The organism is Halopseudomonas sp. L-58 (assembly GCF_056859475.1).
The window spans coordinates 39,598-56,088 of the sequence record NZ_JBSXON010000049.1 but is presented as its reverse complement, the minus strand read 5'-3'; the positions used below and the strand labels follow the sequence as shown (position 1 = coordinate 56,088).

The following is a 16,491-nucleotide window of genomic DNA, read 5'->3' as shown; positions in this document are numbered from 1 at the left end:
ATCAGACCTCCTCACCCAAGAATTCGTCGGCTGTTTCAACCTGTGTTGACGTGGCATCAGCCTGATCGGCAGTCGACGCTCGGTCTTGTTCATCGCCAACCGCAGTGCGGCTGTACTCACGCAGATAGCCGACAAACTCAACCAACAAACGATCCCACAACTCGAGTGCATTACGCATGTACGCCGGGGTCACGCCACCAGCGACGATTACGTCCACCTCCAGCACCAGAAACTCGCCTTGCTGCGACATACGGGCAAAGCGCCGGGAAATATTCCATTGCGCCACCAGACCAGCGGGCAGTTCACCCTGCACACGCAGCGCGCAACTGAAGGTGTAATCGAAATAGGCGCCCTGCTCCGCCGCCGCGTTGCCGAAGCGCACCGCATAGCCAATACCCTGACTGGCGCTGAGTAACTGCACCACGCCATTCTGCTCGGTGCGATTCACCCGGTATCCGGCGTCCTGAAGGAGCTTGCTAAGTTGCTCGATAGTAATGGATTCGATGAGACTGACTTCATTCATTTCTATAATTCCTATCGCAATAATCAATGACTGCCGCTTGGCAGCGTGGCAATACAATTAAGACAGTTACTTGACTGAACTCTGCAGCGGCGCATCAAAAATGGTCTGGTACAACTCATCACCATACATCTGTGCCAACTCCTCGAACTTCACTCGCGCTCCACCGGCGAAAGGCTGGCGGATTTTCATCACATCCCCCATATCCATCGCTTCATGCGCAGCCAGGATCTCCTTGGCGACACCGTACATCTGCTCATTCATGGCAGCGCATTGGCGCACCTGCTCATCACGCTCATTCAGGCTTGCTTCCAGAGTCGCCCGCTGAGTCTCGGTCGCCCGAGCCATGGTCAACAGTTCCTGATACGCCTGCTGATGCTGATCAAGCAACTGTGTACTCTTTTCGGCATAGTCATTGGCCCGTTTTTGCAGATCCTGTTTCTGCGCGGCAAGCTGCTCAGCTTGAGAACTGCTTTTTTCCAGATTGCCGGTCAGTTCTTCGATCTGCGCTCTGGCGATAGCCAACTGGTTTTCCGCCGCCAGACGTGCAGCATTGGTTTGCGCCTGTTCACTTTGCAGAGACTGCAACTGCTGGGTAGTGCTGCGCAGTTGCGTACGAAGGCGTTCCTCCATGCTCTCAGCCGAGACACTGGCGGCAGCAAACATACCGAACAGGAGCGCCAGGCCGGGAATGCAAAAGGTACGCAATGGACTGTTCATAGTGTTCCTCCCGTGAAGTCCACGCACTTAAAAGCGCGTGTTCAGCTCTAATTGCAGAACGTCGATCTCAAACGGCGCGCCGTAGACCTCTTCTGAACTCAACCAACGCGCACTGCCGTAAACCCGGTCGGCCAGACCATAATGGCCACCCACGAAATAGCCCTTAGCATTGGTGCCACCAAGGTGGAAGGTCGAATCGTTGAAACCATCTGGCAGTGCATCAGGCTGGATGTACTTGTAGCCAGCGAACACGTTCCAATCGCCCTGCTTGAGCATATCCATCGAGTTACCCAAAGCCGCACTCAACATCCACGCATTGGCGCCGCTTTCGATCTCGCCGTTCTCATCCAGGTTATTGGCGAAGAAGCCGGCGGAACGCTTGCGCATCTCCGACTCGTCATACCCCAGGTTATGCACATAATTCAGGTGGGTACCGAGCTTCATGTTGTTGAACAGATCAGTCTCCCAGGTCAGGTTCAGATCCAACAGATTGAATTCCGAGGCCAGCCCCACATATTGCGGATTCGGTGTGTCAGTTGAAGGTACGCTCGGGTTCAGCGTGATATCGCGCAGCAAGAACAGGGTATTACCCTTCTGCATGAAGGAAGCACGCGAGCCATCGCTGTCACACTCTGCGTCACCACTCCAAGGTTCGCACGGACTGGAACGCTGCCCCTCGATATCATCGAACTGGTAATAGGCCAACGCCCCCTTGAGGCGGTTACTGTTATTGATCCGCCAATCCGCTCCCACCTGCAGGCCGTAAAGCCATTTGTTCTCACTGTCCTGCTTGTCGAAACTGGGAGTGGAAGCGTCAGAGGTATACTCCACCGGGAAGGCACCGAGGGTACCGAACAGCGACAGGTCATTACTGAACGGATGATTGAAAATCGCCGCCATACCATCGAAGTTCAGATCATTCGAATACAACAGATCGGTGGACATGAACGGATTGGCAATCCGGCCGCCGGTGATGCTGAGACGATCAGATGGCGTCCAGGTGATATAGCCGCGATCCAGCCAGATATCCTTCTTGCCGAAGCCCGCACCCAGCGTCTGAGTGGTCGAGACCGGGCTGGAATCCGACCCGGTACCAATGCGAATGCCGGCTTTCCAGGTATCCGACAGCTGCGCGTTCAGGCCGAAGCGTGCCCGCAGCCGCAGCATATTCTCGCGATCCTCACGGCTATTAAGTATCGGCGGCCACGTCGAGTTGGTGAACTGATTGACGTCGTAGGGGCCGTCCTCGTTCAACTGCGCAAAGTCGAAGAACTCATTGCTATTGGTATTCGAGTACAGACGCGACTCATTGCGCAAGCGCATGTCGCCCTCGAAACTGATACGTGAAGCCCAATCCGGGAAGGTGTTGGGCTGTGCCCAGTTCTCTTCCTTAGCCTGGGCCATGACCTCCTGCTTAACCTCGTCACGGATCTGATTTCGCACCACCGCCGGTATATAAGGCACCCGCACATCACCCGGCTCAGCCGGATGGGCGGCAGGTGCACTGCTGGCAGTCTGTCGTGCTTGCAGCGCTTCCGCCTCGGCCTGCTGGATCAACGCCTGTGCCTGATCCTGTTGCAACACGCCCGAAGACACCAACAGGCGAATCAGATTGATGGTCGCGTTCTCCGACGGTGCCGGCGCTTGCGCTGCAGCGTGCCCCGCCATGACCGTAACCACGACGCCAACAGCCATCGCTAACCGGTTCACTCTAGAATTCATTTTCGCAATACTCCTGATATGACGTTATGTTCAGCGATAGGCTCAGTTGGCTCTTCGGCCCTGCAACTCAACACGCGTGGGCATGGTCAGTGAAGCCGGTGGCCGCTCTGCAAAACCAGGGGCAGCCCGCAGCGCTTTCAGCAACTTCGCATCCAACTCCTCATCACCACTGCCGCGAAACAATTCAGCTCGGGTAATGTTGCCGTCAGTGTCCAGCCAGATATCGGCCTGCACCCGGAACACCTCATTACGCAATTCCGTGGCATCAGCCATCAGCTTCTGGAAGGCATATGAGAGGTACTGTTCATAGGTACCGGTGCCCAGTCCCCCGCCTCCCGAGCCGGACATGCCACCGCTCTGCCCTGCACCGATGTTGAAAGCGTCCGACCCAGCCTGCGCATCCGCATCCATTTGCATGGGCTCAGCCATATCGTCAGCGGGCGACGGTGCTTCCTGCTCGGGCATCGGCTCTGGCTCCGGTTCAGGCTCCAGAGGTTCCGGCTCAACCACCTCTTCTTCGATGGGCTCTTCCGGCTCGGGCGGTTGCTCCGGCTCCGGTGGTGGCGGAGGCGGTGGTGGCAAAGGCACTATCATCGGCACCTTCGGTGCCTCACGACGCACCCCGCTCATATCGTTGGCCCACTGCCAGAGCATGAACAACAGCCCGGCAGCCACCAACAAACCACCTCCCCACTTGGCCCACCGTAACCACGGTCTGGCGGAATCCTGAGGTGATTCGGGTCTGGGGTTATTGGTGTTCATATTCATCCCTGACCTGGTTTCCCGGTTACCAGCCCCACTTTCGACAGCTCCAGCTGACGTAGCAGATCAAGCACCTCGACAACTTTCTGATACTGCACAGCGGCATCGCCGCGCACGATCAGGGGAAAGTCCGGGTTGAGTGCCTTCTCGGTACGCAGGCGATCCTCCAGTTCAGTGATGGTTACCGGATAAGCATCCAGAAACACCTGGCCCGAATCGTTGATGGAAATCGCCTTGGTCTTGGGTTGCGACAGTGACACCGATGAACTGGCCTTCGGCAAATCCACCTGAATACCGGCAACCTGTGCCGTCGCAGTGAGGATGAACATCACCAGCACCACCATGAGCACATCAACCAGAGGCGTGATGTTGATGCTGTCAACGGCGGCATCATCTTCGTCATCTGGAGTAATTCTCGAAGCCATGATGACTCTCCCTTAGGCAGTGGCAGGCGTGTTTGCGTGCGAATCGGTGCCCGGCGAGGTGATCCTGGTCGAGGCCCGGCCCCTGCCATGAATCTCAGCCAGGCGAGTAACGAACTCATCGACAAAGATCCGCATGTCCGCACTGACTTCCTTGTTACGCGTGGTCAGGCGGTTGTAGCCGAACAGTGCCGGTATCGCGACGAACAACCCCATGGCAGTCGCCAGCAACGCAGCGGCCATACCTGGTGCAATCGCATTGATATTCACATCACCAGCCATAGCCGTACCGAGGAACACCACCATGATGCCCATCACCGTACCCAACAGACCGATGTAAGGGCCACCAGCGATGGCATTGGACAACGTGGACAGCTTCGAACCCAGCGCCTGCAGCTCCCGGGTGCGGACCCCGTCCATCGAAGCGCGAATGGCTTCAATAGTGGCACCGGAGATCGCATTCACATCCGCGCCTTGCTCCCGGCGGGTGCGAATCTCGTTCACCCCTACCGCATACAGCCGCCACAGTGAGGAATTTTCCAGGCGTTGTGCCAGCGCCGGATCATCAGCCAGCAGTTCAAGGCGAGTGCCCACCTTGGTAAATTCGGTACGAAAGATGTCATTGCTGCGGGCCAGGCGCGTCACAGTGCGGTTCTTGTGATACATGATCCACCAGGACTGGAGCATCATCGCCGCTAACACCGCGAGTACGATCCAGGCGTCGAATGGCACAGCGCTCAGCAGAAAGCCCAGACCGCCGAAACCAAAGCCAGATTGCTCCTCATCGACACCGTATACCACCAACCGCGACTCAGACCCTTGCGCCATTGCATCTGCCGTGATCAGTGCAATGGGCCGGGCTGTCTTGGATATGCGAAGCTCATCAATACCGCCGATAAAAGGTTGGTAGGTGCTGGTAACCGCCGGAACAGCGCTGCCTTCGGCATCTTCTACTACGTCACCCTCGGCAGCCTGCGCTACCGCCACGGGAGCCTGTGCACCGGGGACATCACCACCAATGGCCATGAACGAGCTGAACGCAGGCAAAGCCACAGCCAGACTGGCTGACTCACGGCCATTGACCAACAGCCTCAGTTGAGTGCCATCGGCAATGATCGTCAGATGCTGCCACTGCCCCGGAGATAGCTGCGCCGCCGGTTGACTGCGCTGCCCATTGACCTCGACGAAGGGAGCGCCCTGACTCAAGCCCAACAGCAAGGAGTTACCCCCTTCGCGGCGCGACAATATCAAGCGCTCACCATCCACCTGATCCGCCCGTACCCAGGCACTGGCAGTGAAGTTACCGCCCGCCTCGGTAGCCAGCGACGGGCTGGCTGGCAGCATCAACGGCTGACCGGCCAACAACAGTGACTTGCCAATAACCCCGTCCATGGCCGTACCGGCAACTGTCTGTGCGTGGTTGCCATAAGCCGTTGTGTCACGCGGAGGAGCCGAAGCCGCCCTATCAAAGTGATAGACCAAGGTGTAGTCGGCATCGAAGGTGAGCTGCCCATTACTGGTAGCCGGCGCCTCAGGGTTACCGTAATACATCCAGATATCCTGAGCCTGCCCCTGCTCCACCAGCGGCACATCCACCCATATCTGAGCCATCCCCATCAATGGATCAAAGCTCTCGATCTGATGGCTCAGGACAGTCTGGTCATCGGAAGCAACGAAACGGATGTCCGCGCCCTGCTCGTCCACACCGTCAAAGGTAAAGTTGCCAGTGTGAAGACGTACCAGCATCGGGGTACGTCCCAGTGTCTCACTGATCGGCGCCCCCTCTGGGGTGGTGTCGATCGTAATCTGCTTACGATAACTCCAGTCCTCCTGCCACCAGGCGCTGGCGGTGCCCGGGAGCAAAAGCCCCAGGCAGATGATCATGGATAGCATTAACCGTTGCATGAAAAGATACTCCGAAGTCTGTCAGTGCCCGTGTTGTCAGAAGTTCGCCTGCACACTGAAGTGAACGCGCGAATCGTGTTTTGAGGTGTTGGGGCCGTCCTGCAGGGGCAAAGCCCAATCCACACTGCCGGAAAGCCAATCATTGAAAACTGCCCGTGTGCCCACCCCTACGCTGGCCAGGGAGAAATCATCTTCCTGCTCCGGCAACGTATCCTGCAGGAACACCTGCGCAGCATCGGCAAAGGCATAGAAACGCCAGTCACTCAGGTAATTACTGACGTACTTGCCCAACGAAGGCGTAATCAGTTCCTGGGAAACAACGTAGCCATCGTCGCCAGAAGCTTCCGTAGCCAGATATCCCCGCACCGAACTGCCCCCACCCGCCGATAGCTGCTCACTGGAAATCAGCGGCCCGGAAGCCAGCTGGAAACCGAAAGTGGTACTCAGCTGCCAAGCGCTCGGCAACGTGACCAGATAGGAGGTATCACCCTTGAACACACCGAAACTGGGGCTGGAATCCCAGCGCTTCCGGAAACGGAAATCCTCGGGCTCACTGCCATAACCCAGCAGTGACCGCGGGTTGGCTACCAAGCTCAGCCCCAGGCTGAACTCGGAGTACTCGGTATAGCGAAAACCGCTGTAGCCAAAGGTAAGCGGCGCATACTTGATAGGGACCGAGTCGGTTTCACCAGCGAAGGTGACCTCCTCATCAAAGTCCTTGAAATCAACCCCCGCCGAAAACGCATGCGCCCAATCACCCGCGATCGGCAACGCATAGGTCGCGGTCACACCGTATGAATGGCCTTTACCCAACACGTTGGTGCCACCGACAGTGGCTACGTTGCTATCCGACTTGAAGCCGGCAAAGCGTAAACTCCAGCGCTCGCCCAGCGGCATCGTGTAAGAGCCGGACCAGACTTCCGCACTATCACGATCCTCGGGAGCAACGAAATAAGTTAGGGCAATCGAGTGGCCCAGCTGCCATAGGTTGTTATGACCCACCGAGACGAAACTACGCAGCTCCTCGGTATCAGCGCTGTAATCGTTGTTCATACCCAGATTGACGAACCAGGGCTTTTCGTCGTCCACCTGAAGGTCGATATCCATAGTTCCTGGCCGTTGCCCTTCACGCACCAACGGCATGACCTGACGACCTGCCGTACGGTTAACCTGGCCAAGCTCTTCCTGCACCTGAGCAAAGTCAGGAACACCACCTTCCTCCAGAGCAGGCACTCCATCGCGGATCGACTTTGGCGAATAATGCTCAGCACCTACCACTCGCACCCGGCCGACCTTGGTTTCCATCACCTGCAAAAACACGATGCCGCCCTGCACTTGCTGTTCAGGCAGTTCGATATAAACCGACTGATAGCCCTTGCCCTGGTACTTCTCCTGCAGAGCATCACGAGCGGACTCGATATCAGCAAGAGAGCGTCCCGGCCCAAGAAACGGATAAACCGCCTCTTCTATATCCTGGGCGTCCAGTACGGTATTACCGCGCACTATATATTCATTGATATCAACCCGTTGTGCCTCGAGCGGAACGTCCGCGGTCGCTGTATTACCCACGGATTCCGGCGTCTCGGCAAACACCTGCGTGCCCCACAGCACAGAAGCCAGGCAACCCGCAGCCAGTGACAACTTTGCAGTCCCACCCGGCCGACAAACCCTAAACAGATACTCCACACAACCCCCTTGAGGTCTCAATGACTCCACTCCGTCAGGAGCCACCTTCTGGAAAACAGCTCTGCCAAAGCACAGCGCTGACAAGCATTACCGCGACGCCAACGCTTACGTTGCTGCCTCGCCTCACCAGATATCCCACACACCAGCGCTGCCGGAATGTCACCGTGCCTTGCTTGCTGGTTTGTCGTGCCGGTTGATCCGTTCGCCTATAAGACCGGGCTCGGTATCCCCACCCGAACTTTTGTAACCAAAGCTTCATGAAAGAAATCGAGGGGGGTGATAACGAGGTGAACAATGTGGCGGTCAGCGACTTAAAATCTGGCAAATCTATCGTGGCTTGGTGCTATGACGACTTGATGGCAAAAAATGGAGTCAGAGAATCAACCAAGAGGACATTGGGTGGCCAGCTAGCCAAACGTATGCTCCAGCACCTTGCCACAACCCAGATGTAACTCTATAATTCAGGGTGTTATATAGAGTTAATCAAGATAAAACACAATATAATGTATTTAAATATCAGAAAGCCTGACGAGATCATTAAGCTCCTTTGTATGCGTTTGCGTACAGAACGGCTATCTCAACAGATGACACAAGCCGAAGTGGCCGCACGCGCCGGCATTGGCGTCAATACCCTGTCCAATCTGGAAGCTGGTCGCAACATCGGGTTTGACAGTCTCGTACGTGTAGCCATGGTGCTAGGCCGCCTCGATGAGCTGGAGAACCTGTTCAAGCCAAAGCTGGACAGCCTCGACGACATTCATCGCTATGAAAACAGCGCCCAGCGTCAACGCATCAAAAAGAAGAGCAACAATGCTTAAACAAGTGGATGTTTACTACGATGGTTGGGGCGAGCACTGGCGGTGGGGCTCTTTGGTGCTTTCGACCGCGATCACCGGCCGTCCTCTGATTGCTTTCGAATACAGTGACGAGGCCCGGAAGCGGGGGCTGGAACTGTCAGCCCTCACCCTCCCCTTGGCTGGCCCCAAGCTACGCAAGGACTTCCCCGAACACCAGATGGGGCTGCCAGGCCCAGTCTATGACTCGCTTCCTGATGGCTGGGGAATGCTGCTGATGGATCGCTTATTCAAGCGTCGCGGCCTCAACCCTGCGCGTATTGGCCCATTAGAGCGGTTGACGCATATCGGCCCCCACGCCATGGGTGCAATGTCATTCGAGCCCGCAACCACCGGGATTTCTGAGCCAGCCGAGGAGATACCGCTCACCCAACTGGCAGTGGAAATTCAAGATGTACTCAGTGGCGAAGGGGGAGAGTTTCTGCAACGGCTATTGCTTATCGGGGGCTCTCCGCATGGTGCCAGGCCAAAGGCGTTGCTGTATCGCAATGCAGGGCAAGGAACCTTCACTACTGCGGATGCACCCGGCCTGGAAGCCTGGCTGGTCAAATTCCCCGCGCAAAACGAGCACCCAGAAGTATGTGCCATTGAAACTGTCTACGCCCAATGCCTGCGAGAATGCGGGATCAGCACCCCAGATACTGAGTACTTCGACCTTCCCAACGGCCAAGCAGCCTTTGCCAGCAAACGCTTTGACCGTCAGCAAAGAATGCGGGTGCCCATGCAAAGCCTCGCGGCCTTTACCCAGGCAGATTTCCGCAATCCCGGTGCGTTGGACTATGTCAGTTTTTTGCGTGCAACCGGATTTTGCACCAATGACGTGCGAGAAAAAGCACGGGCATTTGAACGTGCGGTCTTCAACATCGTATTCAACAACCGGGACGACCACCCTAAAAACTTCGCATACACCATGTCAGCCACCGGACACTGGAAGCTGGCACCAGCTTATGACGTTACATTCTGTGAGGGGCCGGCTGGATACCACCAAATGGATGTGATGGGTGAGGCATTGCACATCGACCGCAAGCGCCTCCTCTCCCTGGGGATGGAAGAAGCGGAGCTGTCGGCGCAAACCGCAGCCTATATGATCGATAACATGTGCCATGTAGCGAGCAGTTTCACGGCCAGTGCCGAGCACCTGCTGCCTGGCCGAATAACCCCAGACACATTGCGCACGGTTCAACAGCGCATCGACGATAATATCCGCTTGCTGCGTTGATCTCACTTTGGTTCTGGCTAGCTGTGATCCCTCAGCAGGTTGTTCGCTCGGACAGAAAGAACATATTCCCCCTAGTGGGGTTACCAGCTTGACCGCACAGGCTTGGTGATAACAGAATGAGTCTCAAAATCTGTCTATGGCGCACAAGGAGAAAGCCATGCCCAAAAAAATAAAGAAAGGACTGCTTGTTTACCATTTGACAGCGCTGGGAAATCTTCCATCTATTCTTGAGCATGGTCTCAAATCCCGCTCCACCTTACCCAGCGCCAACTTCGAAGATATAGCCGATCAAGAAATAATAACTTCAAGAAGAAAAAATGGGCTGGAAGAGCTCGTACCCTTCCATTTCTTTTCAAAAACGCCTTTTGACTACGCTGCTCAACACAATCATCGCGAACAGCCTTTTGTGTTCATAACAGTCAAAAGGAATTATGCATCCGAAAATAATTGGAGAATTATCCCAAGCCACCCGTTAAGTGGCCAAGCACCGAATATCATGGATTATAAATCAGGATTTGACGCCATAAACTGGGATCTAATGGAAAGCGATCAGCATCGCTACGATACAAATCCAGAATACAAGCAAACCTGCATGGCAGAGTGTCTATCGGAAAGTACTATAGATGCAAAAAACTTTCACTCTATCTTGGTCAGAAGAGAAGATGATGCGATAAGGGTAAGAGCAATGCTTAATAATTTTGGACTCAAAATGCATCTAAATATACAACCGCATATGTTTGTAGGATGATTACATGCATTATTCAAGCCTGAACCCACAGAAAGCGCTGATCTGGCGCATTGTCCACCGTGATAACATCCCGTGGATTCTGGATAATGGCTTGCACTGCGGCAACAGCCCGATGCAGTCGCCTGCCTGGGTTCATATCGGCAACCCCGACCTCACGGATAAACGGGGTTTTTGCCCTGTGCCCGCTGGACAGGCAGGCTACCTCAATGATTACGTTCCCTTCTACTTCACTCCATTCTCACCGATGATGAGGAATATTCATACTGGCTGGGGCGGAATCCGACAACGGGCCAATGATGAAATCGTCATCCTGGTGTCTAACCTGCCCAAACTGAATGAAATGGGGCTTCACTACGTGTTTACCGATGGCCATGCCTACTACGCTTGGTCAAAATTTTATACGGATCTTCGCGATCTGGACAAAATTGATTGGCCTATCATCCAGGCTAGGGATTTCAAGCGTGATCCGAATGATCCAGGCAAATTTGAGCGCTATCAAGCAGAAGCCTTGATTTACCAGCATTGTCCCGTAGCTGCACTGGATGGGATGATTTGCTACAATGAGCAGACGCGAAATCTACTGAACCAATGGCTGGTAGCACGTCAGATTGCCATACCAGTGCATGCCCGACCAACATGGTATTTCTCATGATTCACTTTACGAAAGGCAACTTGTTGGAAGCTGAAACCGACGCCCTGGTGAATACCGTGAATACCGTTGGCGTCATGGGAAAAGGCATTGCCCTCATGTTCAAGGAGCGTTTTCCTGAAAATATGGCCGCCTATGCCTCTGCATGTAAGCGAGGCGAGGTAGTAACGGGAAAGATGTTTGTAACGGACACTGGCGAGTTAATGGGGCCAAAGTGGATTATTAACTTCCCAACCAAGCAGCATTGGCGTTCCCCATCAAGGATAGAATGGATTGAAAGCGGTCTAATAGATTTGCGCAATATCATTATAAAAAAGCAGATAAGATCAATCGCCATACCGCCACTTGGATCTGGAAATGGCGGCCTGAACTGGCAAGACGTAAAACCAGTAATAGAGCAAGCCCTGGCTGGCTTGGATGACGTTGAAATTCTAGTTTATGAGCCCACGTCTACCTATCAGAACGTTCAAAAGAAAAGTGGCGTAAAAAAACTGACGCCTGCTCGAGCGATGATAGCGGGGCTCGTTCAGCGCTATTGGGTCATGGGGATGGAATGCAGCATGCTGGAAATCCAGAAGCTGGCTTGGTTTTTACAGCGCGTTATTGAGTCGAAAGGGCTTAGAAATGAATTGAAGCTCCACTTCGAAGCCAATTATTATGGCCCATACGCGAACAATCTTGACCACCTGCTGAACGCGCTGGATGGTAGCTACCTAAAAGCTGAAAAGCGGATTCCAGACTGCAACCCGCTGGACGTTATCGCATTTGATGACTCCAAAAAAGAATATGTGGAAGCCTTTCTTAACAGTGAAGGGAAGGACTATTTGCCAGCGATGGAAAAGGCAAGCGAGATCATCAATGGTTTTGAGTCACCCTACGGCTTGGAACTGCTGTCTACGGTCGACTGGCTGTTAGTAAATGGCGGCTGTGAATTTACCGTAGAGTCTATTAGAGCAGGCATGACACGCTGGCCAGCAGGAAAACAGTGGGCCGATCGAAAACTCACCTTGTTCGATGATAAGAGTCTACAAATTGCGATAGAACGCCTGAAAACGATCGCATTGTAAACGCCTCGGCTTGCTCCATCATGCCATTGCCTATGTGCTTGGAGATAGGGACGCCAACCGCTAATGTCTCGAGCATCTCAAACCAAACCGCCGCCGCAGGAAAGCGCTGCGGCAAATAACCATAATTATGGCGCATTTAAATTTAAAATGAACAAGCAGATGACCCTGCTTGTCTACAGTTCTGATGATGGTACCCTAGGATGCCGGCTAACTTAAAAAGAGGCAGCGTCGTAGAAGTGACTAATAAGGTCGGTGCGCTGTTTGAGGAAGAAGTAGACGTCCATGACATCAAGATCCTTTTGAGGCTTTCTGTTGTTACTGCTAGTTCCAGCCTCGGAACAGGGCCGAGCGCGCAGTAATGCGTTCGTCTGTTGACTGTAACTGTATCAGCCAGTTGTTTTCTGAGTTGACGAAAACGCTGTGCAAAACGACGTCGAACTTTTCCTTGGATACTGCCATGGTCTCGCTGTCCAGGTCGGCCAGCGTGCCGGCGAGGTAGTCCGGGAGCCTGATCAGCTCATCGAAGCGGTGTTTGCCGGTTTTCTCAGGAATCTCAAAGCGAAGAGTGGCTAAAGATGATCCAATGTTTTGGGTCTCCCTCTGCTCAGGTGTGGTGAGTTCGATCGCTTGGGTCAGGTAGTACACGTATGCTAAATCGGACACCACTGCATCATGCCGCTCAAAAAGCGCATCTCGGTCAGAAATCCAACGGATTGCCCTAGCACTCACCGCTTGGTTGAGCATGTTGCAAAGGGTCGCCACCATCGCAGCCACCAGATGAATTTGCCTGGCTAATTTCGCATTTAGATTCTTGTGGCTCAGATCTCGCTTGAAGGCACTCAGCCTTTTGATAGCGCTCTGGTGATAGTCAATGTCACGCGCATCCTGATAAAGAGAAAGACGGTCATCCAGAAAGGATATAGCTCCGGCGACCAGAGCGCTCATAGCCTCGACGCTCAGATAGTTGCGCAGCAATGCAGCATCCCGCCTCATGACGAACGAGACGCTGAACGTCACAGGCACCTCGCAGGCCAGGTACTGGACCAGGCCGAGCGGAACCTTGTTTGTGTTCTTCAAGTCTTTGGGCGCCGCACCGGCTATGTACTCGCAGATGTTCTCAGTCGTGTCGTGTGGAGCGACAATTACAAAGCTGAAGACGTCGTTTCCTTTGTGGACGTCGCCAATGCAGTAGTCCGAGACCACTGACCATGGCATGCCAGCTGGATAACGAGAAAACCACTGTTTCAACTGCAATCGCGTTGTCGCAGTGGCTTGAACCAGGATGGGAAGCAGATCAATCATAGCCTAAGACAAGACTACCTTTCATGGGTCGCCAACTTTGCTAGCAAGTAGCTGGCGACGGTGCCAATAGACTCAATTGCTGCCTTGGCCTCAGCATTTGTCAGCGTAGGAAGCCATGGCCGCCCGTGACCAGTCCCCTGCTTGTTCCGAACGCGGTTCACACCGAGCGCAGTAGCGAACAACCCCCGCTCCATCGCGCGGACAGGCGACTCGCCCTTAACTTCGGGTATCTCAGGCACCGCAAGATCCAGCGCAATGAAAGCCATGCCCAATAAAGCCTGAAAGTTGGCACCTGCGGGATAGTCTCCTCTTATTGTCATAAGCACATGGGCAGCAGTGGCCTCAAGCAGATCCTTGCCGGTTCCAGCCACAAGAGCTGCATCCTCGGCCCCTTGCTGGGCGCGCTGCGCGTAGGCCAACAATGCATCGGTCAACTCTGGACCACGAAGCGCTGTAAGCACTTTCGGGATAAGTGTCCCGTCGTCTGCAAGGAGAAAGCCGACGCTGTCGCAGGCAGACTTGGCGTTCACAATCGCCTCGGTGCCAACGAAGTTTGGCGCCGCCGTACGGAAGCCGCCGCACGCACGAATCTTCCCCAAGAGCCCCATCGCAAACTGCGATGCGGCGGTGGGGTTGGCCGTCATTGCCTCGTACAGCACAGCTCTGACCCGCTTGGACTTCCCGATTACCTGCCCCTGTTGCTTGGGATCAAAGGTCCTCAGTCCAGACGCATTGATCTGAAATTCGATGTCCGAATGTGATGGCTCTCGATAGATTCCGTTATTACCCGAGTCGTCTACCAACTGGGCAAATGCGTGTACGACCATGTCTGTAACAAGAATGTGCGGCATATTATCTTTCAATCAGGGAATCAAGCGCTCGTATGCGATGTGGTTCACCCGATACTGGTCTAAAGACACCGACAACTCAAATAGATAATAAGAAAATGCGTGCCTTGCTTGCGCCGTCGGCACACAACACGACCGTTGCCTGCTCACCCGCCTAGTTGAAACTACTGCTGGGGTGACACCCATATTTAAACCACAACCGGCACAGCATTCACCCAACACCCCTCGCTTTCCGCATCAAAGAAATCCACCTGGATATCCCCTAACTCCTGCTGAAGGGTCTGCTGCATATTCCGGCCCATCGTGACCGCCCATTCCGTTTGAACGTGACCGCCTGTTCTGGGCTATCGTGACCGCTTATTCCGTTTCATCGTGACCGATTTTGGGTGCTTGCCCGGAATCGTCGGTCACGATGCCGGAATCATCGGTCACGTTCCCCCGGAATCACAGCCAACGCACTGGAATTCTTGAACTTTATCCAGCATACCCCTTTCTTTTTTTCGAGGAAGAGCGGATGCCGGCTGCGAGGATTTCCATGCGACAGATCATCGAGATATTACGCCTCAAGTACGAAGCCGGTCTGAGTCACGAGCGCATTGCCCGTGCCTGCGGCCTCTCCAAGGGCGTGGTCGGCAAATACGTCAGCCTGGCCCAAGTCCAGGGTGTTACTTGGCCACTACCGAAGAACCTAGACGAGGCCCGGCTGCACGCGTTGTTGTTCCCGGCCAAGACGCCCCCGTCACGCTTTGCCGAGCCTGATTGCTTCCAGGTCCACCAGGAGCTCAAGACCAAAGGCGTGACCCTGCAACTACTCTGGGCCGAGTACGTGGAGCGCCACGGAGACAAGGCCTACCGCTACAGCCAGTACTGCCATCACTACCGGCTCTGGCGTGGCCGGCAGCGCCGTAGCATGCGTCAGGTCCACCGTGCCGGTGAGAAGATCTTTATCGACTACTGCGGCCCGACCGTGCCTGTGGTGGATCGCTCTACCGGTGAAGTGCGCAAGGCACAAGTCTTTGTGGCAGTGTTGGGCGCCTCCAGTTACACCTTCGCCGAGGCCACTTGGAGCCAGAGCCTTCCAGACTGGGTCGCCTCCCACCAGAGGATGCTCAACTTCTTCGGCGGGGTACCGGAACTGCTGGTTCCGGACAACCTCAAGGCAGCAGTGACCAAGGCGGACCGCTACAGCCCGACGATCAACGAGACCTACGCTGAGCTGGCCTGCCATTACCAGACAGCGGTGTTGCCTGCGCGGCCCTACAAGCCCAAGGACAAGGCGAAGGCCGAGACGTCGGTGCTGTTGGTCGAGCGCTGGATCCTGGCCCGCTTACGGCATCAGACATTCTTCTCCCTAGCCGAACTGAATACCGCCATTGCCGCGCTGCTACCAGCACTGAACCAGCGCCCGTTCCAAGGCCGGGTCGAGAGCCGTCAAAGCCTGTACGACGCGCTTGACCGTCCAGCCCTGCGACCGCTCCCAGCAACGCCCTATACCTACGCCGAGTGGCGCAAGGCTCGACCGGGCATTGATTATCACATTGAGATAGACAAGCGACTGTACAGCGTACCCCATGCCTTGGTGGGGTTGGTTCTGGACGTGCGGTTAACGGATACCGCCCTGGAGGTTATGCACAAGGGCCAGCGTGTTGCCTTGCATCCCCGTCACGGGAAGAGCCGCTTCGTCACTCTGACCGAGCATATGCCCAAAGCGCACCAGGCCCACAAGGACTGGTCTCCGGAGCGCTTCCTCAATTGGGCCAAAGACATCGGTCCCGCATCCCTGCAGGTGGTGCAGGGCCAGCTCAAGGATCGCCCCCATCCTGAGCATGGCTATCGCGCCTGTCTGGGGTTGCTGAACCTCAGTCGGCGTTACAGCCGTGAACGCCTTGAGCAGGCCTGCGCTCGGGCGCTGTCGATCAACTCGGCCAGCTACCAGAGCATCACCTCAATCCTGAAACAAGGACTTGATCAGCTCCCCCTGCCACTGGCTGAGGAAGAGCGTGATCTGACCGACCTGCCTGCGCATACCAACGTTCGCGGCCCGCATTACTACCACTGATACCGGAG

At 55.1% G+C, this 16,491-nt stretch carries 15 protein-coding genes; 6 read left to right on the top strand and 9 right to left on the bottom strand.

Annotated elements, in window-relative coordinates; all coding sequences use genetic code 11:
• Position 1 precedes the first annotated feature (1 nt).
• The 7 genes from AC13EY_RS06020 to AC13EY_RS05990 all read right to left on the bottom strand — a co-directional run bounded on the left by AC13EY_RS06020 (position 2) and on the right by AC13EY_RS05990 (position 7,737).
• Entirely contained in the window at positions 2-523 is a 522-nt protein-coding gene (locus tag AC13EY_RS06020) for a YbjN domain-containing protein (protein ID WP_228247706.1), read from the bottom strand.
• A 66-nt stretch (positions 524-589) separates the two neighbouring features.
• Positions 590-1,240, bottom strand: coding sequence for a DNA repair protein (locus AC13EY_RS06015; RefSeq protein ID WP_482876065.1), 651 nt, complete (start codon positions 1,238-1,240; stop codon positions 590-592).
• A gap of 27 nt (positions 1,241-1,267) precedes the next feature.
• Entirely contained in the window at positions 1,268-2,962 is a 1,695-nt protein-coding gene (locus AC13EY_RS06010) for a putative porin (RefSeq protein WP_482876066.1), read from the bottom strand.
• Between the two features lie 42 nt (positions 2,963-3,004).
• Positions 3,005-3,730: an energy transducer TonB family protein gene (locus tag AC13EY_RS06005; RefSeq protein WP_028614924.1), complete on the bottom strand. Its 726-nt coding sequence runs from the start codon at positions 3,728-3,730 to the stop codon at positions 3,005-3,007.
• The gene (locus AC13EY_RS06000) at positions 3,727-4,149 is read right to left on the bottom strand and encodes an ExbD/TolR family protein (RefSeq protein WP_022963320.1); all 423 of its coding nucleotides are present in this window, start codon (positions 4,147-4,149) and stop codon (positions 3,727-3,729) included. The genes AC13EY_RS06005 and AC13EY_RS06000 overlap by 4 nt, the downstream gene beginning before the upstream one ends.
• Positions 4,150-4,161: 12 nt before the next feature.
• Positions 4,162-6,051 (bottom strand): DUF2341 domain-containing protein, encoded by a 1,890-nt coding sequence (locus AC13EY_RS05995; protein WP_228247704.1) that lies wholly within the window; start codon positions 6,049-6,051, stop codon positions 4,162-4,164.
• A 36-nt stretch (positions 6,052-6,087) separates the two neighbouring features.
• Entirely contained in the window at positions 6,088-7,737 is a 1,650-nt protein-coding gene (locus AC13EY_RS05990) for a ShlB/FhaC/HecB family hemolysin secretion/activation protein (RefSeq protein WP_482876068.1), read from the bottom strand.
• 503 nt (positions 7,738-8,240) lie between these two features.
• Here AC13EY_RS05990 and AC13EY_RS05985 point away from each other — a divergent pair.
• The 5 genes from AC13EY_RS05985 (at position 8,241) to darG (ending at position 12,274) form a co-directional block, all read left to right on the top strand.
• The gene (locus AC13EY_RS05985) at positions 8,241-8,555 is read left to right on the top strand and encodes a helix-turn-helix domain-containing protein (RefSeq protein ID WP_022963323.1); all 315 of its coding nucleotides are present in this window, start codon (positions 8,241-8,243) and stop codon (positions 8,553-8,555) included.
• A complete protein-coding gene (locus tag AC13EY_RS05980) occupies positions 8,548-9,810 on the top strand; it encodes a type II toxin-antitoxin system HipA family toxin (protein WP_482876070.1) in 1,263 nt (420 codons plus the stop codon). The genes AC13EY_RS05985 and AC13EY_RS05980 overlap by 8 nt, the downstream gene beginning before the upstream one ends.
• A 157-nt stretch (positions 9,811-9,967) precedes the next feature.
• Complete coding sequence (locus AC13EY_RS05975; RefSeq protein ID WP_022963325.1) at positions 9,968-10,558, top strand: DarT ssDNA thymidine ADP-ribosyltransferase family protein; 591 nt, start codon at positions 9,968-9,970, stop codon at positions 10,556-10,558.
• A gap of 4 nt (positions 10,559-10,562) precedes the next feature.
• Positions 10,563-11,210, top strand: coding sequence for a type II toxin-antitoxin system toxin DNA ADP-ribosyl transferase DarT (gene darT / locus AC13EY_RS05970; RefSeq protein ID WP_022963326.1), 648 nt, complete (start codon positions 10,563-10,565; stop codon positions 11,208-11,210).
• Positions 11,207-12,274, top strand: coding sequence for a type II toxin-antitoxin system antitoxin DNA ADP-ribosyl glycohydrolase DarG (gene darG / locus AC13EY_RS05965; RefSeq protein ID WP_022963327.1), 1,068 nt, complete (start codon positions 11,207-11,209; stop codon positions 12,272-12,274). The genes darT and darG overlap by 4 nt, the downstream gene beginning before the upstream one ends.
• A 321-nt stretch (positions 12,275-12,595) precedes the next feature.
• Here darG and AC13EY_RS05960 read toward each other — a convergent pair whose 3' ends face one another.
• Both AC13EY_RS05960 and AC13EY_RS05955 read right to left on the bottom strand, forming a co-directional pair.
• On the bottom strand, positions 12,596-13,576 hold the full coding sequence (locus AC13EY_RS05960) for a hypothetical protein (RefSeq protein ID WP_482876072.1): 981 nt from the start codon (positions 13,574-13,576) through the stop codon (positions 12,596-12,598).
• Between the two features lie 14 nt (positions 13,577-13,590).
• Positions 13,591-14,427, bottom strand: coding sequence for an abortive infection family protein (locus AC13EY_RS05955; protein WP_022963329.1), 837 nt, complete (start codon positions 14,425-14,427; stop codon positions 13,591-13,593).
• A 511-nt stretch (positions 14,428-14,938) separates the two neighbouring features.
• Here AC13EY_RS05955 and istA point away from each other — a divergent pair.
• On the top strand, positions 14,939-16,483 hold the full coding sequence (gene istA / locus AC13EY_RS05950) for an IS21 family transposase (protein WP_165771327.1): 1,545 nt from the start codon (positions 14,939-14,941) through the stop codon (positions 16,481-16,483).
• Positions 16,484-16,491: the final 8 nt, after the last annotated feature.

Coding starts and splice junctions, on each gene's coding strand:
- AC13EY_RS06000 (WP_022963320.1), bottom strand. CDS start 4,149: ATGGCTTCGAGAATTACTCCAGATGACGAAGATGATGCCGCCGTTGAC.
- AC13EY_RS06010 (WP_482876066.1), bottom strand. CDS start 2,962: ATGAATTCTAGAGTGAACCGGTTAGCGATGGCTGTTGGCGTCGTGGTT.
- AC13EY_RS05995 (WP_228247704.1), bottom strand. CDS start 6,051: ATGCAACGGTTAATGCTATCCATGATCATCTGCCTGGGGCTTTTGCTC.
- AC13EY_RS06020 (WP_228247706.1), bottom strand. CDS start 523: ATGAATGAAGTCAGTCTCATCGAATCCATTACTATCGAGCAACTTAGC.
- AC13EY_RS05960 (WP_482876072.1), bottom strand. CDS start 13,576: ATGATTGATCTGCTTCCCATCCTGGTTCAAGCCACTGCGACAACGCGA.
- AC13EY_RS05985 (WP_022963323.1), top strand. CDS start 8,241: ATGTATTTAAATATCAGAAAGCCTGACGAGATCATTAAGCTCCTTTGT.
- AC13EY_RS05975 (WP_022963325.1), top strand. CDS start 9,968: ATGCCCAAAAAAATAAAGAAAGGACTGCTTGTTTACCATTTGACAGCG.
- AC13EY_RS06015 (WP_482876065.1), bottom strand. CDS start 1,240: ATGAACAGTCCATTGCGTACCTTTTGCATTCCCGGCCTGGCGCTCCTG.
- darG (WP_022963327.1), top strand. CDS start 11,207: ATGATTCACTTTACGAAAGGCAACTTGTTGGAAGCTGAAACCGACGCC.
- AC13EY_RS05955 (WP_022963329.1), bottom strand. CDS start 14,427: ATGCCGCACATTCTTGTTACAGACATGGTCGTACACGCATTTGCCCAG.
- darT (WP_022963326.1), top strand. CDS start 10,563: ATGCATTATTCAAGCCTGAACCCACAGAAAGCGCTGATCTGGCGCATT.
- AC13EY_RS06005 (WP_028614924.1), bottom strand. CDS start 3,730: ATGAATATGAACACCAATAACCCCAGACCCGAATCACCTCAGGATTCC.
- AC13EY_RS05980 (WP_482876070.1), top strand. CDS start 8,548: ATGCTTAAACAAGTGGATGTTTACTACGATGGTTGGGGCGAGCACTGG.
- istA (WP_165771327.1), top strand. CDS start 14,939: ATGCCGGCTGCGAGGATTTCCATGCGACAGATCATCGAGATATTACGC.